We start from the raw sequence: 19,519 nt of genomic DNA on the forward strand, positions 1-19,519 counted from the left end.
CTTCCCTCTACTCTTTTCCGTTAAAACAGTAGGTACACAGCTTGCAGGCAGGAAGACCGATGGATTCTACCAGATCATCCAGCCTGTGGTATCTTAATGTGGTAAAATTCTGCTGCTTTCGTATTTCCTCGATCATCTGCTCATAGCGGCAGCTGCCCGGCTTTGCGTACTCTTCCAACACCTCCGGCGAGCATTCTCCTCCTTCTTTTTCCAGGATCACCCTCCTGGTGATAAGATCCATCTCTGATTTGGATCTGGAAAAATTCAGATATTTGCAGCCGTACAGCAGCGGAGGACAGGCCGGTCTTACGTGTACCTCCTTTGCTCCGCTTCTGTAAAGAAACTCTGTCGTTTCCCGAAGCTGAGTTCCCCTTACAATGGAATCGTCGATCAGCAGCAGCTTTTTGTGCTCGATCAGTGCCTGTACCGGGATCAGTTTCATACGGGCGATGAGATTTCTCTGGTTTTGAGTAGTCGGCATGAAAGAGCGCGGCCAGGTAGGGGTGTATTTGATGAAGGGCCTTGCGTAGGGAATGCCCGCTTCATTGGAATATCCGATCGCATGTGCCACTCCCGAATCCGGCACGCCCGCGATCACATCAGGCTCCACCTGATTCCCGTCCCGCTTTGCCAGCATGCTTCCACATTTGTAACGCATTTCTTCTACATTGATCCCTTCATAGGAAGAGGTGGGATACCCATAATACACCCAGAGGAAGGAGCAGATCTTCATTTCTTCCGAAGGCTCTCCCACCGTTTCCACGCCCTCCGGCGTGATAAAGGCGATCTCCGCCGGCTTCAGCTCTTTGTAGTCCCGGTATCCCAGATTGATGTAGGCGAAGCTTTCAAAAGAAACACAGTAGGCGTCTTCCTTACAGCCGATCACCAAAGGCGTTCTTCCTTTTTTATCCCTCGCCGCATAGAGTCCTTTTTCCGTCATGACCAGCATCGTCATGGATCCGTCTATCACATCCTGCGCATAGCGGATCCCCTCCGCAATACTGGCCTGCTTGCAGATAAGAGAAGCTACCAGTTCTGTGGCATTTACCTGCCCTGTACTCATTTCCTGAAAATGGGTGTGCCCCTGGCTGTAGGTCATATCCAGCAGTTCTTCCGTGTTGTTGATCTTTCCTACCGTCGTGATGGCAAAGCTTCCCAGGTGGGAACGGATCAGCAGAGGCTGCGGCTCAAAATCCGAAATACAGCCGATCCCCAGATTTCCCTGCATTTCCCCTACATCTTTGTCAAACTTTGTCCGAAAGGGGGAATTCTCTATGTTGTGGATCGCTCTTTCAAATCCCTGTTTCCCAAACGTTGCCATCCCGCCTCTTCTGGTTCCCAGGTGAGAATGATAGTCTACTCCGTAAAACAATTCCAACACACAATCCTTTTTTGAAGCTACTCCAAAAAAACCGCCCATTTTGTTCTCCTTTTCCTCGTCTTATTCTGTTGTTTCTTTCCCGATTTTATCACAAACACCAAAGCGGTGTCTAATGGAAGTTCACCCGGTTCAGTGCTTCCATCTGCGTCCGGATCCAGGGAGCATCCCTTTCGTCGCACATGGTAACGATCAGATCGCCTGTTACCAGTCTGGTCTTGCCCTTGGGGATGATCTCCTCTGTTCCTCTCTTTATGGAAATCAGCAGGCAGTTATCCGGCCAGGGAACCTCTGCCACCTGTTTTCCTTCCATTGCGCCTCCCTGCTCCACCACAAACTGGGTCAGCAGCTTTTCTCCTTCCTCCGCCGGCGCTTTCGTCCGGCCCTTCACTATCCGTTCCAGAAGGCTTTCGTAGATCGGCTTGGATCCTAAAAGTTCCGCCGTCACATAAGCTGCCACAGAAACTACCGCCAGAGACAGTAGCTGGCTCATAGAGCCTGTCATTTCAAAAATCAAAATGATCCCTGTCAAAGGGGCTCTTACAATGGCTGTGAAATAGCCTGCCATGGCAAGGATAATGAAATTGCTGATGTAGCTGCCATCCAGCCCCAGAAGCTGATGACAGATGGTTCCAAACGCGCCTCCCAACAAAGCCCCCAGCACCAGCAGCGGAAAAAAGATTCCTCCCGGAGCGCCGGATCCAAAGCTGAAGGTAGAAAAAAGGAACCTGCCCACCAAAAACAGCAGCATGACTCCCACCGTCAATCCTCCTCCGGCCAGGCTGTCGATCAATTTTTGCCCGCTTCCTAATAGTTCCGGTACCCAAAGCGCCAGAAGTCCGGACAGCAAAAACGGAAGCAGCATTTTTTTTACCGGCGTCTTCAGGGTTCTCCCATACCACTCCTGTACCTTCAGCGTTCCGTGGTTATACAGGACTCCTCCCGCGCCCAGCACGATCCCCAGGAGCAGGAGCAGCCAGTAATTTTCCAGAGGAATGGCTCGTGTCACCTGAAACCGGAAAACAGAATGGACTCCCAGGATGGAAGAACACAAAAAATCTGCCGTCAGCGATGCCGTCATGACCGACAGCAGCACAGAAACAGAAAAATTCTTATGGATTTCTTCCAGAGAAAACATCACGCCTGCCAGGGGAGCATGGAAGGCCGCCGAGAGCCCGGCGCTTGCCCCGCAGGTCAGAAGGAATTTTTCTTCCGTCTTTCCCACATCCAGTCCTTTTGCCACACCCTTCCCTGCCATAGCTCCCAGCTGGATGGACGGTCCTTCTCGTCCCAGCGCCAGTCCGCCCAGCATGCAAAGGCTTCCCCCGAGAAATTTGGTCCAAAGGACCCGATACCAGGTCTGATTGATGGATCCTTGCATCTCTCCTTCGACCTGCGGGATCCCGCTTCCGGAAGCCATCGGCTCCAGAGCCACCAGCTTTCCCGCAAGTACTGCCAGAAAAAAAAGTGCCAGAAACCATGCGATAACATAGAGAGGCTTTCCTTTTATGAAGGAAACGATCCTGAAAAGCCACTCTCCCGCCTGTTCCAGACACAATCGATAAAGCAATACTACGACTCCCGCTGCGATCCCCACCAGTATCCCTTCTCCCATAAGGATCGCCGGAAACCGCTGCTGTCGTCTCACTGTGTGTTCAATACTCTTTTTCTTTCCTCTCTCTCTCACCACTTCACACGTCCTCCCTGCCTTCTATTATAAACCAGCCACGTGGCTTGTCAACGAATGGGACCGCCAAATCTCATTTCTTTTCCCGTTTTCTGTCTGACTTTCCTCTCCGGTTACGGAACCTTCAAAACACCTTTCGCCGGATACAGGTCTTCTCCTTCAATCGTATCTTCCCTGTTTGAGAGGCTTCCCTTTTGATTTTTTTACTTTTTTCAAATTTTGCTTGCTTTTTTCTTCCTGGAATGATACTATACCTTTTGTTGAAAATAATATTTCATGCGGGTGTAGTTCAATGGTAGAACACTAGCCTTCCAAGCTAGATACGTGGGTTCGATTCCCATCACCCGCTTATTTTATTGCAATGCAGCTCTTTATAGAGGACCGAATCTTTGATGTAAAAAAGGTTCGGCCTTTTTAGGTTTCAAAATTTCCTTTTTTGCACAGCGAAAACCCGCTTGCCATACGGCTCGCGGGCTTCGTTGTTATTATCGTTATCTAAAGGAATGAGAGTAAAGTGCTACACCGTGTTTCACTTCCGGTGTTCACTTTTGTGAGGGGGATGATAGTTGATGTGTTCTTCAACTATCTGAGTTCATTATAGAAAAGAAATATGTCTAAAGTATGTTCCTTTTCTAAAAGAAATCGAAAATTCCTTAAGCACCTCTTAAGAATTCCTTGCGTTCCCTCTTCTTTTTCCTAAGAACTCCCGGATTCCACAGGTTTTAAGAATCCGCCGATGTTGTTGTCCTGAAAAAAAGTATTGCCGCTGTACAAAAACAGCACCTCATTGATCCCATAGGTGTCCATCAGTTCGTCCGCATTTCCCGCATAGTATCTGGGGTCCACCATAACGATCTCCTGGTAAAAAGGCGTCAGAAACGGGACAAAGCTGTTGGCAAACGAATCCTTCACCAAAAGCAGTCTCCTGGTATTTTTCACATCGGTTCTAATGTCCAGCAAGGAATAATTTCCTCCCTGGAAAACCTGATATCCGTTCTGGGTATCCAACTGCTTTTCGTCATAGAGAGAGGTCCGTTTTTTCTGATTTTCAACATAACTGACAACATACTTTGTATGGTCTTCCTTGGGAAGATACAGCTCTATCTTTTCCTTTTCTCCCCTTCTGAAGCCGCTGGTCTTGGAAAGAGCTCCATTAAACTGCGTCGTTACCGGATATTTCTTGTAGGCGCTTTCATCCAAAGGCAGCTCCGCCTCTTTCCCATATTCCAAAAAAGCATAAAAAACGCCCGTGCCGGTCCAGTGATGGTCCGTTTTATAATAGATGTTCTCCTCCTTGTGATCCTCCATCACCCGCTGTGCCTCCACCCAGCGGATTCCCGGAGACAGTTCTTCCCGGACGCCCTCGATCATATCCGTCTGGCTGGCCTGACGCACCAGAGGCGGCAGCTTCTCCTGCAAGATCTCTCCCGCATCCGGCACCAGCATCATGCGCATCGTCACCTCCGGATATCTGCCCTGAAAATCATTCATTCCCCGGACGGTATTCTCTACATACTCTTTTTTCGGCGGTTCTATTTTTTCCAGCAACTGTCCGTTTTTTCCCAGATAGACCCCGTTTTCTTCCCGGTTTCCGCCGATTCGCTTTAAGGAGGCGTGAAAAATTCTCCAGACACTTCGCCCCACAAACTGATCGGATACATATGCTTCGTACTTTTTCATAAAATTTCCCGACAACACGCCGTGGAAGGTCAGCTCCGGTCTTTGTGCCAGCGTCCGGTTTTCTTCCTCCGAGATCTTTTTATCCCGGATCACAGGCCCCAGCACTGCCAGCGCCAGTATTACTGTCAAAAAAATGATGCCTACTCGTTTATTTCCCCTTTTCATTGCTTTGATCCCTTTTCCTTGCACAAACAGTTAAAATCTAAAATACAAAAACGGATTAAATGTACTGGACACCAGGCAGGACAATGCCACCAAAAATATCCCGGCATACAAAGACAGCGCCATCCATCGGGGATTCCCCTCATACTTGTCACTGTTCAGCAGCCAGACTGCCGCCGGTGTGCTTCCGATGATACAGCACAGAAAAAGCAGCCAATTGGATGCCAGATAATAGACACTCATACTATCCAGTACGCCTTTACTTCCCACTCCAAACAGGATCCCGATATAGCGGATGGCTCCCTGCAGGCTGTCACTGAAAAAGAACACCCAGCCGATCAGCACCACTGCCAGCGTATAGATCCTCTGCATCCATCCGGAGCCTCTTTCCAGCGCGTTGCCCCACACAAATTTTTCCAGGATCAAAAATACTCCGTAGTACAGTCCCCAGAACAGAAAGTTCCAGGCCGCCCCGTGCCAGAACCCTGTCAGCGTCCACACGATCAGAAGATTGATGATCTGCCGTTTTCCGCCTTTTTTGTTGCCTCCCAAAGGGATGTACACATATTCCCGGAACCAGGTTCCCAAAGAAATATGCCATCTTCGCCAGAACTCGGTAATGCTTCTGGACGTATAGGGATAATGAAAATTTCTCCGAAAATCAAAGCCAAACATTTTTCCAAGTCCTATGGCCATGTCCGAATATCCGCTGAAATCAAAATAAATCTGAAGTGCGTAGGCCACCGCCCCTATCCATGCCGTCAGCACATAGGCGGTTCCCTCCTGCAAGAAGCTGCCATGGATCATGTCGAAGACTGCGCCGATCCCATTTGCAAGAATCACTTTCTTTCCCAGTCCAATAATGAAATACCTGGCTCCTGCCCCAAACTTTTCCAGAGATTCCTTTCTCTGGGCAAGTTGCTTGTCTATGTCAATGTAACGGACGATAGGCCCTGCGATCAACTGGGGAAACATGGAAATGTACAAGGCAAAATTCATCACATGCTTCTGCGGCTTTACTTCTCCCCGGTAAATGTCAATGAGATAGGAGATCGCCTGAAAGGTGTAAAAGGAAATCCCTATGGGAAGCGCGAGTTTCCTGTAAGGAAGAGGAACCGGAGAAATCTGGTTCCATATCCCTGCAAAAAAGCCGGAATACTTGAAAAATCCCAGCAGCGCCAGATTTGCAGCCAGTGCAAAGACCAGCTCCCGTTTCCCGGATCCTCCCGCCTCTTTGGCCAGATAGATATCCCTTCCACAGACGTAATTCAACAAGATGGACAACAGCATCAGCCCGATATAGACAGGTTCTCCCCATGCATAAAAAACCAGGCTGGCCAGCAGCAGCACCACATTTTTCAGACGCTTGGGAGCAATGGCATAAGCCAGCAACGTTATCGGAAAAAATACGAACAAGAATGTCACACTGCTAAATAACATGCCCTTCCTCCTTAAAGACTTTTTGAAAAAGTATCCCGGTAAACAGAAGCTTTCGGCGACACAGCCAGAAAAATATAGGTTCCCCGGATGCTGATCTCTGCATGCTCCAGCAATTCCACCTGTTTAGGGGCATACCCTGCGAAATCATTTTTCCGATCTGCCAGTCGTCTCTCAATGGCCGTCTCTACCTCCTGCACCTGGGATTCCTCTTTCACCTTGATAACCAGAAGCTCCTGTGCGGACATACTGGTGGTCGCCACATAGCAAAGAACGCCTTCATAATCTGTGCCGTTTAAACCATAATATCTCTTTAAGCCCTGCTCTCCTGCGTTTTTCAACCTCCGCGTGTCCACTACCTGTTCCATTTCTTCCTTTACTTTGGAAAATTTCTGGTCGCTCCCTCCCACATAGTGCAGCAGAAAGCCTATATACACGGCGATCCCCAGTATCACTGCGTATTTTAATCCTTTTACAAGGACTCTCTCTTTTCGGTTTCCCTGCTGCTGCAGCATGTGCTTCACTGAATATTGTTCCATCTTTATAGTCCTGCCCCCTCTACCATCTGCTGCAGCCATTTGGGATAAAATTCTATTTCAAAGTGATACCCGTCTTCTGCATAATCTGTTTCCTGTGCCAGTCCCTCGTTATCCAAAAAGGCGACTCCCTGTTCTTTGCACATGCTTCGGATGGCTTCGTTGTAGGGCTGCAGATCCTTATAGGCTTCATTTTCCACCACATCCAGAGACAGTACCGGAAACAGTCCGTTCACAAAAATCTCCGATTCCGGAAGCGCCTGCTTTAGTTGTATGATAAAGTCTGCGTATTCCTGTCTGAACAGTTCCACGTCTCCGTGCACATGCCCCACATCATTAAACCCATAATAAAGAAATACACACCTGGGCTTCAGCTCTGTGACGGTTTCCAGCTGCTTGTCGTAAGAGGTCAGTCCGGTTCCTACTTCTGCCACCACATTCGTACTATCCAGAACGTTGTAGGTAGAAAATCCGGACGCTACCGAATCTCCCATAATGACACACCCCGAAAAGGCCTCCCGGTAATCTCGCTGCGCTGCCGCACCTTCCCCCTGCAGCTGCTCCTGCCGCACCTTCCGGACAGCGTCTTCCGTTTTTAAAAGATCTCTTTTTTCCAGCTTTTGAAGGAGCTTTCTCCCCTCCGACACATCCTCTTTCTGTGGGAGCAGAAGCCTGATCCCCATCCCCAAAAGCGCCAGGATCCCCAGAAGTACAAACACGGTCAGAACCTGATATTTTCTTTTGATCCCCGCTTTGCCCCCGGTCCTTTTCCTGCCCTCCACAGCGTTTCCTCCCCTCTTTTTCTAATCGATCCGCTCTTTTTTCCCCAAGCGCACTTCCTCTACCTGACCTGCCAGAGATTCTTCCACCCCATCAAACAGATAGGTTTTTCCTTCCGGTCTGCTCTTTTGATATGCCAGACCCTCTTTTTTGATACGAAGAATCTCTTCCAGGAATTCCCGGGAAGAAAGAAGCGTTCCTCCCTGCCCCTGGATGATCACCTGTTCTACCCAATCGGACGTCACCACAGTCACATGATGCTTCCTTCCCATCCGATGCACCGTTTTTTCAATATACTGATCCGCCGTCTCTGCCTCTTTGGTATAAACTACAAAAACATTGTGGTATTTTTCTACTTTTGTCGGGTTTCCCTCCACCTTGTAGGCATCAAATACTGCGATGACCGGAATCCCCCGGTATCCCTGGTAATCACTTAGTACATCCAAAAGCCTCCATCTTGCCGCACTGATATCTTCCTGCGCCAGTTCCTTCAATTCTTTCCAGGCAAAGATCACGTTGTATCCATCCACCAGAAGGTATTCCTGCACCGGTTCCCGGGAAGTAGCGTAGTTTCCTGCGGAAACCGTCTGCTGCCGCCTTTCTTTGCCACCGACTCTTCCATAGGTGCGAAGTAAAATCTCTTCCATTTCCTCCTGGGTGATCTCCCGGTTTCCGGAAACGCTCCTTCCGGTCCTTACGCCCGTACCGGTATCTTCCCCCGGTTTTTGTCTGCCTTCGTCTGTATGAACGTGCATCCGTTCTTCTGCTTCCTTCCATGATACCGAAATCCCGGATCCCTGACAACAGAAAATCGACCCTGCCGGCCACTCCTTGTCCTCTTCCGGAGAATATCCTGCCATTTCTATGACCTGTTGCGGCTCCTGACAGGTTCCGTATCCTTCCACCGTCAGAGAACAGCTTCCTCTCCCACCGGTAAACGCCGCCACTTCTCTGGCGTACTGCTCCAGAGCTGACACCGGCGCCTCTCCCCGGATCAGCACCGTTTCTCCTGCCTGCTCCAGCGGAAAAAGTCTGGCGCCTCTTCGATCCAGATCGGTCAGGAGCCTTCCTGCATTCTCGGAAGGCGCCTGTATCCACACGCTGTAATAGGGCTCCAGAAGTACCGATCTTGCTTTTAAAAGCCCTTGGCGCAGGGCCCGTCTTGCAGCCTCCCTGAAGTCTCCGCCCTCTGTATGCCGGATATGTGCCCGGCCGGCTATCAGGGTAATGCGGATATCCGTTACCTCCGCCCCCGTCAGCACCCCTTTGATCCCTTCTTCTTTGAGAGCTGTTACCACCAGCTTTTGCCAGTGCTCCTCCAGCATATTCGTATCACAATCTCTCTCTATCTCCACTCCGCTTCCTCTGGGAAGCGGTTCCAGTTTCAGATGTACCTCTGCATAATGCTTCAGCGGTTCAAAATGACCTCTTCCCACCACCGTATCTGCTATGGTTTCCTTGTAGAGGATGCTCCCTTTTGAAAATCGCACACGCAAGCCGTACTTTTCCTGTATCCATGCCTGCAGGATCTCCACCTGCACCTCCCCCATCAAACGGACATACATCTCCTGCGTCTTTCTGCACCACTCCACCTTCAGCATCGGATCCTCTTCTTCCAGTTTCTGAAACGCCTGCAGTACTTCGTGTATGTCTGCCGTTTCTTCCGCTTCCACCCGGTATTTCAACACCGGCTCCAAAAGGGGGCGACCTTTTCCCTCCTCCCATCCCAGGCCTTCTCCGGCTCTGGTATGGGTAAGTCCCGTGATCCCGCAAATTTCTCCGGCTGCCGCTTCCTCCTGGCAGGTATATCTGTCTCCCGAATAAATACGGATCTGATGGATTTTTTCTGTGTAAAGAGTTCCTTCTTCATCCCTGTAGGGAATGGATTCCCGAAGTCCGATCCGGCCTCCCGTGATCCGTACATGGGTGATCCGACTGCCTCTGTCATCTCTTGTGATCTTAAAGATCTTTGCTCCAAAGCTTTCCTTCTGCGGAATCTCTGTCTCTTTTTGTCGGGATTCTCCTGTTCCCTTTTCTTTTCCGGCTTTTTCTTTTTTCTCTTTCTTCGTTTGTGACCAGTCTTTTGTCTGACCATATGTGAAGATTCCTTTCAGGAACGCTTCTGTCTGCCAGAGTTTTAAGGCGGAGCCAAAATAACAGGGGATGAGTTTTCTGCTTCCGATCAGCCTCCTGATCGTCTCCGTTTCCAGTCGTCCCGTTTCCAGGTATTCTTCCAGCGCCTCCTCGTCACAGGTGGCTGCCTCTTCCCACAATTTATCTTCTTCCTTTTGGAAATCTATGCATCCTTCCTGCAATTCCCCGTTTAGCTGTCTTTGCAGCTGTTCCCGGTCAACGCCCGGAAGATCCATTTTATTGACAAAGATGAACACCGGCACCTGATAAAGTTCCAGAAGGCGCCAGAGGGTTCTGGTATGAGCCTGTACGCCATCCGTTCCGTTGATCACCAGGATCCCGAAGTCTATCACCTGCAGTACCCGTTCCATTTCTGCCGCAAAGTCCACATGACCCGGTGTGTCCAGAAGGATGATCTGCGTATCTCCTTCCTCGATCCGCGCTTCCTTTGAAAAAATCGTGATCCCGCGCCTTCGCTCCAACGCAAATGTGTCCAGAAAGGAATTTTTCTCATCTACCCGCCCCAGCTTCCTCAAAGCTCCCGCCTGGTACAGCAGGGCCTCTGCCAGCGTCGTCTTTCCTGCATCCACATGGGCTAAAATCCCTGCTGTCAATTTTCTCATTCCCTAACCTCCGTTCTTCCTGCCTACAGTGTACCACGAATCCCTTTCTTTTGTATGAAAAAGATTCCCTTTTATGATTTCAGTTTTTTCTTTTCTCTACAATACGATCTTCTTGGAATATTTTTTACTTCATAGGACCTCATTCTCTTTGAACTAAAAAAGCGTCGGACTTCCTGATAGCTGCAAGTCTATCCGATCATCCGACGCTGATTCACATCCCTTTCTTACTCTACATTCCTGTGTCTTTCTTCCATTTCATCATGAGAAAGTTTCATTTCTCTCTCCAACATCATAATAAGTACGTCATATAAAAGGAATGCATGCTGTTCAAATAAATTCCCCATAGGCTGCATGGAAGGAACTGCTCTTTTATCCGTTCCGTTAAAAACATGAGCCGGTATAAACAGTATGCAATCTGCTACAGCATGTACTTCCTCTCCCGGAGATCCTGTTACAACAAGGGTCTTTGCCTGGGCTTTTTTCGCCTGTCTTGTCACATAATCCAAATGTCCGATCTTTCCCGATCCGTTTACAATCATACACAGGTCATCTTTATGCATCCCTGGCGTAGTATCATCCCAGATCCAATGAACCGTTTTCCCTAGATGCATCAATCGCATCGCAAATGCTCTCGCTGCAATTCCCTCTCTTCCTACTCCCAGTATGAAAATGCGTTTTGCCTCTTTCAGTACAGTCATGACTGTTTCCAATTCATCTAGATCCTGCTTTTCAAATACTTTTTTGTGCTCCTCTAAAATAGTTCGATATAATTCTTCATACAGTTGTCTGTTCATCTTCTTCCTCCCTTTATTTCGTACTTGCTTTCAACAGTTTTTTCATGGAATAATTTTTCAACAGATGATTTAACCCCAATACCAGGGTCAGCATAACCCCCCAGATCAATTTTTGCGTATAGGGAGACAGTGCCATGATAGTAAATGCGCTGGACATAATCTGCATCATTACGATCGCAATCAATACATCTCCTACCTTTCCTTTTCCTCCGTTCGGATCAATTCCTCCGATCACACAGACAATCAGCGTCTGTAGCAGATAGGAGTCCCCATATCCCACTTTCGCAGAATTCACCCGACTTAAAATAATCAGCCCTGCCATTCCTGCCAGTAATCCTGTCAGGATAAATGTCCACATACACATTTTTTCATTATGAATTCCTGAAAACCTTGAAGTTGTCGCATTTTCTCCATACAGATACAATTTTCTTCCAAATCCTGTCTGCCACAGCACGACTCCTAAAACGGCGGCTGTTATGATAAACACCCAAAAAACAAAGGGAACATTTGCAATCAATAATTTCCCCAGCAATGCAAATCCCTTGTCAATCTTCCCTACACTGCTTCCTCCTGTAATAGCCATTCCAATTCCTTTAAACAAAGTCATGGTGCCAAGTGTCGCAATCAATGGCGGCGCCGCCGTTTGAGAAATCAAAAAACCATTAAATCCTCCAAACGCCACACTACACAGGATCGCAAGGAAAATTGCAAACAAAATTCTTGCCGATCCTCCCAGTCCCAAAGCCCATGTTCCGTTCAGAACATACGCAGTTAAAATTGCCACTGTGTTTGCGTTTGCAATAATGGATAAGTCAATGCCTCCTATCAGGTTGGATAACATCATCGCCAATGCAAACATCCCAAACTCCGGTATCTGAAATGCCATAGACTGTATATTTCTGGCTGAATACATGGAATTTCCAAAGGCAACCCCTGACACCAGGAGTACACACACAGTAACTCCTATCAGAATGCTCCTGTTCAGGTTTTCATTTAGTCGTTTTCTTAGTTTTATCATGGCCAGTCTCCTACTCCGTGAAAATCAGATTTTTTCTGTTTTTTACCTTCTCCTGCAGGGATGTAATAGCAACAGACATTACAAGAATCGTTCCAATAAACAAATTATTCCAGGAAGCCGATAATCCGATCATAATGAGAGTCGTATTTAGAAGATTGATGATCAAAACTCCCAGAACAGCCCCCAAAACTTTCCCTTGTCCTCCTGTAATCTTTGTCCCTCCGATCACAACTGCTGCTACAACGATCAATTCATCTCCTACCAGTTTGTTCGGATATAAAGCATTCGTCTGCGCAACATAAAGAATTCCCATAATTCCCGCTAAAACCCCCGAGTATGCATAAACGAACAAACGAATCTTTGCCGGATCAAATCCAATCCGTCTTGCAGATTCCTCACTGTTTCCAATTGCAAAAATCCCTCTTCCTACCATAGTCCTGTGTAGCAGAAACCATGTGACTCCTCCAATACATATCACCGGTATCACTGCTGCCGTAAGTTTTGCATCACCTGCTTCCAAAATCGCCAGACTTCCAAATCGATGAATACTCTTGGGAAGCACCCCTGCTCCGAACGATCTGTCTCCTATAAAAGTTGTCATAATTCCATGAAACAAATTTTGTGTTCCCAGCGTGATGATAAATGGCGGCAATTTCAGCCAGTTGATCAGTCCTGCATTTATGAGTCCCAATGCTCCGCCTATCACAGAGGACAGGAAAAAAGCAAACCACAGATGGTCGATTCCTGTCTGTATCATAATATTGATCGCCGTATAACTTCCAAACAATGCGATGGACATAAAAGAAACGTCAATTCCTCCCGAGATCATTACAACCAGCAGTCCTATCGTCACGATCATCATAGTTGAAGCAACCCTTGCAATATCAAAAATCGTTTCTGCCTTCAAGAAGGAGGGATTTTTTGCTGCAACAAAAATGCTGTATACTATTACAATAATCAGCAATACTGCCTGAAACCTGTCTATCCTTACCCGCTTCATACAATCGCCTCCTTCCTTTTTTGCTGTCCGATCAGAGCCTCCATCTCACTCTCTGATTTTTCTCTTAGATCTTCCTCCTCTAACATGCAGGAGCATTTTCCATCTGCAAGTATCATAACCCTGTTGCAGTTTGCCAAAATTTCCTGAACTTCATCCGAAATTAAAATAATCGCCATTCCTTCTTCTGCAAGACGATGGATTTGCTCATAAATCTCTGCCTTAGACCCTATATCGATCCCGACTGTCGGGGTATCCATAATGAAGATTTTAGGTTGAGTAGCAAGCCATTTCCCAATAACAGCCTTCTGCTGATTTCCCCCGGACAAAGTCCCTATGATCGTTTCCTCGGAAGGAGTTCTGACCTTTAGTTTCTGTATAAACTGTCTGGCTGTTTTTCTCTCTTCCTTTTTATCCAGCCTTCCTTTCCTCACAAGCCTCTTTATAATCGCAGAGGAAATGTTTTCCATTATCATTCGATTCATAAAAAGTCCCTGCACGGACCGGTCTTCCGGAAGTAGTGCAATTCCATACTTTTTAGCGGCGATTGGCGATGTGATCTTGCACTCTTTCCCTTCCACTTTTACGATTCCGCTATGACTGGGATTCAGCCCAAATAAAGAAAGCGCCAATTCGGTTCTTCCTGCTCCCAGAAGTCCTGTCACTCCCAAAATATCTCCTGACCGAAGGGAGAAAGAAATATCTTGGAACTGCCCATTCCTTGTAAGATGTTCTACTTCCAAAACAGGGGTGTCATTCTTTGTCTTTCTTTCGTACCTTGGGTACTCTACTTCCCTTCCCGTCATATAATAGGACAGGCTTTTCTTGTCCAGTTCTTCACTTTTAAAATCTCCGATCTTCTCCCCATTTCTGAAAATCGTAATCACATCTGCAACAGAAAATACTTCATCCAATTTGTGACTGATAAATACAATAGACATTCCCCTTTTCTTCAGCTCTACCATAATATTCAGCAGTCTGTCTACTTCTGTTTTTGTCAAAGCAGTGGTAGGTTCGTCCATGAATAAAATTTTACATTCCTGCGCCAGTGCTCTGCAGATTGCCACAATCTGCCTGTTGGCCATGGAAATTTCTTCCACCGGTTGTTCCAGATCCAATTGAACCCCTATTCTGTTCAAATGTTCTTTTGCTATCTTTCTGACCCTTCTCCAGTCCAAAAGTCCTGCTTTTTCATTTTTCAGTTTTCCAATAGCTATATTTTCTTCCACCGTCAGATGCGGAAATAACGACAGATCCTGGTAAATAACCTGGATTCCTTCCCTCATTGCCTGTGTCGGTGTCAACTGGTCATAATTCTTCCCATTTACAATAATTTTTCCGCCATCAGGTACATACACTCCGGAAAAGCATTTTACCAAAGTAGATTTTCCACATCCATTTTCTCCGGCCAGACAATGGATTTCTCCCTGTTTTATTTGAATCGTAATGTCTTTCAATGCCTGTACTCCAACAAAGGACTTACTGACCTGTTTCGCTTCTAAAATCGTTTCCACCCTTCTCCAATCCTTTCTGTATTTTGTAAACACCCGGAATGCTAAAAGGTACATTCCAGAATCGCAGACAGTTGTCAAGGCCTTGCATAGTCGCAACTTTTCTCTTATCGCCATTACAAAAAGTTACTGCCCGAACTCTGTCGGGCAGCAGTTTTTCATTTGCTAGAACTTATAGTCGTTAATATTTTCTGCTGTAAACTCAAGAGGTGCGTTTCCGTATGCCACTCCATCCTTTACTTCTATCGCATCATATCCTGTGATCTTCAGATCTGTTCCCGTTTTAATCTCCTGCCCTGACGCCAAGAGGTATGCTGCGTAACAGGTAGCATATCCCGCATCCGCCGGACGCCATGCCAAGCCCGCCTGCATCGATCCATCTTCCAAATAGGTTGCCGACATACTGGGAAGTGCCAGTGATACTACCTTGACTTCTTTTGCCTTATTTTTTTCCTGCAAAGCTTCGCAGATTCCTCCTCCATGTGCGGAGCAATCAAAGAACCCTGCTATATCCGGATAGGTTTTTAAGATTTCAAGCGTCTTGTCATGAGCTCCTTCTACACTGTTTCCATCCTCATAAGGTTCTTTTGTTACACATTCCATCTCCGGATAATTCTCAGTAATGTAGTCCACTGCCGACTGGTACCATTCCATATGGGTTTCCATCGTCAGACCGCCTACAAATCCCGCATACTTTCCTTTTCCACCCATTGCTTTTGCCAGTTTTTCTCCGAACAATTCTCCAAAAGTTTTATTCACGAACGCTTCCACATCCAGATCTACCGTATCTGCTATTCCCGGCGCTTCATGCGACACTACTACAATCCCGGCTTCTTTTGCTTTCTCAATGGTCGGGATCAATGCAGACGGATCGTTGGGAACGATACAGATAGCATCCACCCCCTGTGCAATCAGATCTTCCATAATGGAAATCTGACTTGCTGCGTCTCCCGTTTCCGGAACCTGCACCGTCACATTCAGACCGGTATCCTTTTTTAACTGCTCTACTCCTGTCGCCATGTCATCAAACCAGGAATCACTTTGTTTGACAATCATAACCACTTGGTAATCTTCCGGATCTGCACTCTTGTTTTTAGAATCCTCCGTTTCCTTTGTAGACGCGGTCTTCGTTGTACTTGTGCTGCATCCCATAAGTAATGTGGATAACATCCCTATGCACACCAGCATTGAAACAAACTTCTTTTTCATTTTTCTTTCCTCCTATCACGATCTGTTTGATAAGGATATTATATCTGGCTTTCCCGCAAAATCATATAAATTAAACCGATGCCTTTTTTTAAAAATCCGACTTTTTCCTGTGGCAAAATTGCTTTCATTTTTTCTTATTGTTATAATAATCCTCATCAAAATACTGCTGCGAGGATTTACATCATGAAGACATTTTTTACCGCAAAACAGAATTGGAAACTAAAAACAAAAATCCTTTCTATGAGCCTCCTTCTGATTTTTTTGTTGCTGATTACAGCTTTTGTCAGTCTTCTTGCAGTCATGCATTCTGAAAATCAATTGCTGTACAAAGCCGCCTCCGGCTCCCTCAATTACAGCGCAGACGATATTGAAAGCAAACTTTCCAACATTGAATACATGACCAGTTCTCTTGTTTCAAATTCTGCTATCAAAAAGAACCTGATCACACTTGGAAAAGAAGGAGAAATCCTTCAGGATCCCACGGCAATCGTTCGATCAAACAACTCTAAATCCGCCATAGAAGCTACTTTGTCCGACTTTCATCAAATCTACAAGGATGACAATATCAGTTTTATTAACATGTATTACAGTAATGGCATGACCTCCAGCTACAATGCCAGGATCAGTGATATCCCACAGGAACAGCTTGCCGTTATTACTGCTCGTGCTCACAATAATTCCGGATACCCCGTCTGGATTACCGATTACTGTTCTTCTTCCGGAATTCTTTACCTTGCACGTGATTGCAGACAGGTAGAGGATCTACAATTCCATACCCTTGGCACTGTTGTCGTTGGCATTCAAATGGATCGGTTCATTCAGGATTCCACTTCTTCCGTCCTTTATGCGGACAAGGTGCATTATGCGTTATTCCGGTCCGGCAGACTATTTTATCTGACAAGCGACATCAACAAACAGCAAATTGAACTCGCTCAGTCGCAGCTGGACAGTAGTTACGGAATCATTACGGCTTCCGGAAAACGTTTTTTTGGTCTCCGCGGAACTCTGGAAAATACTGGCTGGAATTTTATCTGCCTGATTCCGTATGATGCCATTTCCGAAACGATAAATTTGACGCTTCGTACTGTGTTTATTATCATCACGCTCGCTGTAGTGATTTCCTATCTCATTTCTCATCAGATCACAAAATCTATTAACAATGATTTTATGCGGCTGGTAGATAAAATGAATACTTTTGCTGAAAATGAGACTCTAATCCCGGTTTCTCCTTATGATTACTCGGATCGCAATGATGAGATCGGAATCCTGCACAAGCAATTTGACAAAATGGCTCAAAAAATCCAGACTTTAATTCAACAGAACTATGTCTATGAGATTCTGGCAAAAGACGCAAAACTCAAAGCCTTGGAAAGTCAAATCAATCCTCACTTTTTATACAACACGCTGGAAACAGTGAATTGGCGCGCAAAAGCCATTGGAGAAAAAAGCATCTCTTCCATGACAGAGTCCCTCGGCATTCTCCTTCGGGAAAGCCTCGGCTCTTCTCCCGCCTTTCCTACACTGAAAAAAGAACTGGAAACAGTAAAACACTATCTGACTATTCAGAAAATACGATACGAGAACCGGTTGGACTATTGCGAAGCGGTAGACCCTTCTATCTTGTCTGTACACCTGCCTCATTTAACCTTACAACCGCTGGTCGAAAATGCAATTCGTTATACCATTGAAGAAAATGCGGAAGACTGTTCCATTATGATCCACGGAACATACACAGCCGACCATTCCATTGTGTTGGATATCATAAACAGCAACTCCCAGTTTTCTCCAAATATGCTGGAGAAACTGGAGCAAAACCTTATCGAACCTCATGGCTTCGGTATCGGCTTGCTAAACATCCATAAACGCCTTCAACTTATTTATGGCGCTAAATATGGATTGACTCTCTTTAATTTGGATGAAGAACATGCTGTCGCACGAATCACTTTACCGGGAGGAACCACATGCTGAAACTATTGATCGTAGACGATGAACGAATTATCCGGGAAACTATGGCAACCCTCATTGACTGGGAATCCCTTGGCATTCAATTGATCGGTACTGCAAAGGATGGAATCGAAGCCTACAATATCATATTGGATGAATATCCGGAAATCATTTTAACGGATATAAAAATGCCGGGACTGTCCGGTCTGGATCTGATTCAAAAGATAAGTGAGATCCATCAGAAAGCACATTTTATCATCTTATCCGGCTACAATGAATTTGAGTATGCAAAAGAAGCCATGAAGTACGGGGTAAAGCATTATATCCTAAAGCCGTGCAATGAAAACCAGATTATAGACAGTATTAACAGTGTGAAAAAAGATTATGCCGACGCCATGCTATTTTCCCCTGTTATGCACCAGTCTGATGCTCATTTGGATGTCTACCACAGCATCATGGTCAACAGTCTGAATCTGTGTTTGAGTGCTCCTCCCCACGCCTTGCCGCTGGAATCTATTAGCAGAACCTTTTCCAAATATTTTGATTTCATCCATATTTCTTACGAGCTATGGTATCTGTATTATGTCACGCCACAGGATTATCCACAAATATTGGAAGCACTGCAAAAGTATAAGTTTCACGCTTTTCCTCACTTGCTTATGGATGCTCTTTATGTGCAAAACACTTTGATCCTCTACTATCCTTCCTTTGCGATTGCTCCAGATTCTGTAGCGGAATTATTACATCGCTTTACCGATGACTTTGATGTTCTTCCTGAATTTAAACACAAAACATCCGACAATCTGCTGGATGTTCTAAAAGAACTGATTCCTCATATCCGAAGGTATGATACCATTTACTATACCAGCAGCTTGAATGCAAAGACCGCCACATCATTAAACAACTATCAAAATATCATTCAGGAAACACAGACACTCGTACTTCAGGTATTTTCACCTGATCCATCTGTTGGTAAGAATGCTTTAACTTCTTTGCTACAATTACTGTCTTCCATTTCCAGCACAGACTTTTTGAAACAACTGTCTACTTCCATCATGATGACAGTCGTTACAAAAAGCAGAACGCTTGACATCTCCGGAATGAGAGAAGTTCTTCTTCGCCTTGACACCGAAACTTCTCTGCCTGAAATAAAAAAACAAATAAAAGTTTACTTGGAAAATCACTATCTTAGTTTTCAGTCAAATCCAGTGTCACTGTCTCTGAGTTCCAAAATCAAAAAGTTGGTGCAGCAGCATTACTGCAACTCTAACCTGTCCTTGAAATGGATTTCAGAAAATTATCTTTTCATGAATGTTGATTATTTGAGTAAAAAATTTCTGCAGGAAACCGACTGCAAGTTTTCTAAATACCTGACAGACTACAGAATTTTGAAAGCAAAGGAGTTTATGCTTTCCTCTAACATTGAATCCATTCAGGAAATCGCCGATCTGGTTGGCTGTGGAAATAATCCTCAGTATTTTAGCCAGATTTTTAAAAAAGCAACCGGCCATACTCCCAGTAAATACATAAAGACGCTCCGCCAACCTCTTTCAGAAATGTGAGAAACACTTATTTGGGGAAGTAAAAAATTCCCTTTTATTCCCCCAATCTCCATGCTAAACTAAGAAGG

General features: G+C 45.9%; 14 protein-coding genes and 1 tRNA gene. 3 read left to right on the forward strand and 12 right to left on the reverse strand.

Features of this window, described 5'->3' with window-relative positions:
* Positions 1 to 7 precede the first annotated feature (7 nt).
* Both FYJ34_RS04150 and FYJ34_RS04155 read right to left on the reverse strand, forming a co-directional pair.
* Positions 8 to 1,420: an amidophosphoribosyltransferase gene (locus tag FYJ34_RS04150; protein ID WP_154476482.1), complete on the reverse strand. Its 1,413-nt coding sequence runs from the start codon at positions 1,418 to 1,420 to the stop codon at positions 8 to 10.
* Between the two features lie 70 nt (positions 1,421 to 1,490).
* Positions 1,491 to 2,993 carry a ClC family H(+)/Cl(-) exchange transporter gene (locus FYJ34_RS04155; RefSeq protein WP_154478819.1) on the reverse strand — a complete coding sequence of 501 codons (1,503 nt, stop codon included), beginning with the start codon at positions 2,991 to 2,993 and terminating at the stop codon, positions 1,491 to 1,493.
* A 350-nt stretch (positions 2,994 to 3,343) separates the two neighbouring features.
* Here FYJ34_RS04155 and FYJ34_RS04160 point away from each other — a divergent pair.
* A tRNA-Gly gene (locus tag FYJ34_RS04160) sits at positions 3,344 to 3,414 on the forward strand.
* 347 nt (positions 3,415 to 3,761) lie between these two features.
* Here the strand turns inward: FYJ34_RS04160 and FYJ34_RS04165 are convergent.
* The 10 genes from FYJ34_RS04165 to FYJ34_RS04210 all read right to left on the reverse strand — a co-directional run bounded on the left by FYJ34_RS04165 (position 3,762) and on the right by FYJ34_RS04210 (position 15,945).
* A complete protein-coding gene (locus tag FYJ34_RS04165; RefSeq protein WP_154476484.1) occupies positions 3,762 to 4,910 on the reverse strand; it encodes a DHHW family protein in 1,149 nt (382 codons plus the stop codon).
* Positions 4,911 to 4,940: 30 nt separating this feature from the next.
* Positions 4,941 to 6,347, reverse strand: a complete 1,407-nt coding sequence (locus FYJ34_RS04170; RefSeq protein ID WP_154476486.1) for an MBOAT family O-acyltransferase — start codon at positions 6,345 to 6,347, stop codon at positions 4,941 to 4,943.
* Positions 6,348 to 6,358: 11 nt separating this feature from the next.
* Complete coding sequence (locus FYJ34_RS04175) at positions 6,359 to 6,883, reverse strand: DUF4358 domain-containing protein (RefSeq protein WP_235899241.1); 525 nt, start codon at positions 6,881 to 6,883, stop codon at positions 6,359 to 6,361.
* Positions 6,884 to 6,885: 2 nt separating this feature from the next.
* Positions 6,886 to 7,662, reverse strand: coding sequence for a GDSL-type esterase/lipase family protein (locus FYJ34_RS14150; RefSeq protein WP_154476488.1), 777 nt, complete (start codon positions 7,660 to 7,662; stop codon positions 6,886 to 6,888).
* 21 nt (positions 7,663 to 7,683) lie between these two features.
* A complete protein-coding gene (locus FYJ34_RS04185) occupies positions 7,684 to 10,416 on the reverse strand; it encodes a translation factor GTPase family protein (protein WP_154476490.1) in 2,733 nt (910 codons plus the stop codon).
* Positions 10,417 to 10,640: 224 nt separating this feature from the next.
* On the reverse strand, positions 10,641 to 11,210 hold the full coding sequence (locus FYJ34_RS04190) for an SIS domain-containing protein (RefSeq protein WP_154476492.1): 570 nt from the start codon (positions 11,208 to 11,210) through the stop codon (positions 10,641 to 10,643).
* 13 nt (positions 11,211 to 11,223) lie between these two features.
* Positions 11,224 to 12,228 (reverse strand): ABC transporter permease, encoded by a 1,005-nt coding sequence (locus FYJ34_RS04195; RefSeq protein ID WP_154476494.1) that lies wholly within the window; start codon positions 12,226 to 12,228, stop codon positions 11,224 to 11,226.
* A gap of 10 nt (positions 12,229 to 12,238) precedes the next feature.
* Positions 12,239 to 13,228, reverse strand: a complete 990-nt coding sequence (locus tag FYJ34_RS04200) for an ABC transporter permease (RefSeq protein ID WP_154476496.1) — start codon at positions 13,226 to 13,228, stop codon at positions 12,239 to 12,241.
* Positions 13,225 to 14,739 (reverse strand): sugar ABC transporter ATP-binding protein, encoded by a 1,515-nt coding sequence (locus tag FYJ34_RS04205; RefSeq protein ID WP_330582527.1) that lies wholly within the window; start codon positions 14,737 to 14,739, stop codon positions 13,225 to 13,227. Before FYJ34_RS04205 ends, FYJ34_RS04200 begins: the two co-directional genes overlap by 4 nt.
* A gap of 162 nt (positions 14,740 to 14,901) precedes the next feature.
* On the reverse strand, positions 14,902 to 15,945 hold the full coding sequence (locus FYJ34_RS04210; protein ID WP_154476500.1) for an autoinducer 2 ABC transporter substrate-binding protein: 1,044 nt from the start codon (positions 15,943 to 15,945) through the stop codon (positions 14,902 to 14,904).
* Positions 15,946 to 16,128: 183 nt separating this feature from the next.
* On the opposite strand from FYJ34_RS04210, the gene FYJ34_RS04215 reads away from it, so the two are divergent.
* Together FYJ34_RS04215 and FYJ34_RS13705 are read left to right on the forward strand one after the other, a co-directional pair.
* Complete coding sequence (locus FYJ34_RS04215) at positions 16,129 to 17,913, forward strand: sensor histidine kinase (RefSeq protein WP_154476502.1); 1,785 nt, start codon at positions 16,129 to 16,131, stop codon at positions 17,911 to 17,913.
* Positions 17,907 to 19,451 carry a response regulator transcription factor gene (locus FYJ34_RS13705; RefSeq protein WP_154476504.1) on the forward strand — a complete coding sequence of 515 codons (1,545 nt, stop codon included), beginning with the start codon at positions 17,907 to 17,909 and terminating at the stop codon, positions 19,449 to 19,451. Before FYJ34_RS04215 ends, FYJ34_RS13705 begins: the two co-directional genes overlap by 7 nt.
* Positions 19,452 to 19,519: the final 68 nt, after the last annotated feature.

Source organism: Suipraeoptans intestinalis, from assembly GCF_009696485.1.
In the GTDB taxonomy this organism is placed as follows: domain Bacteria; phylum Bacillota; class Clostridia; order Lachnospirales; family Lachnospiraceae; genus Suipraeoptans; species Suipraeoptans intestinalis.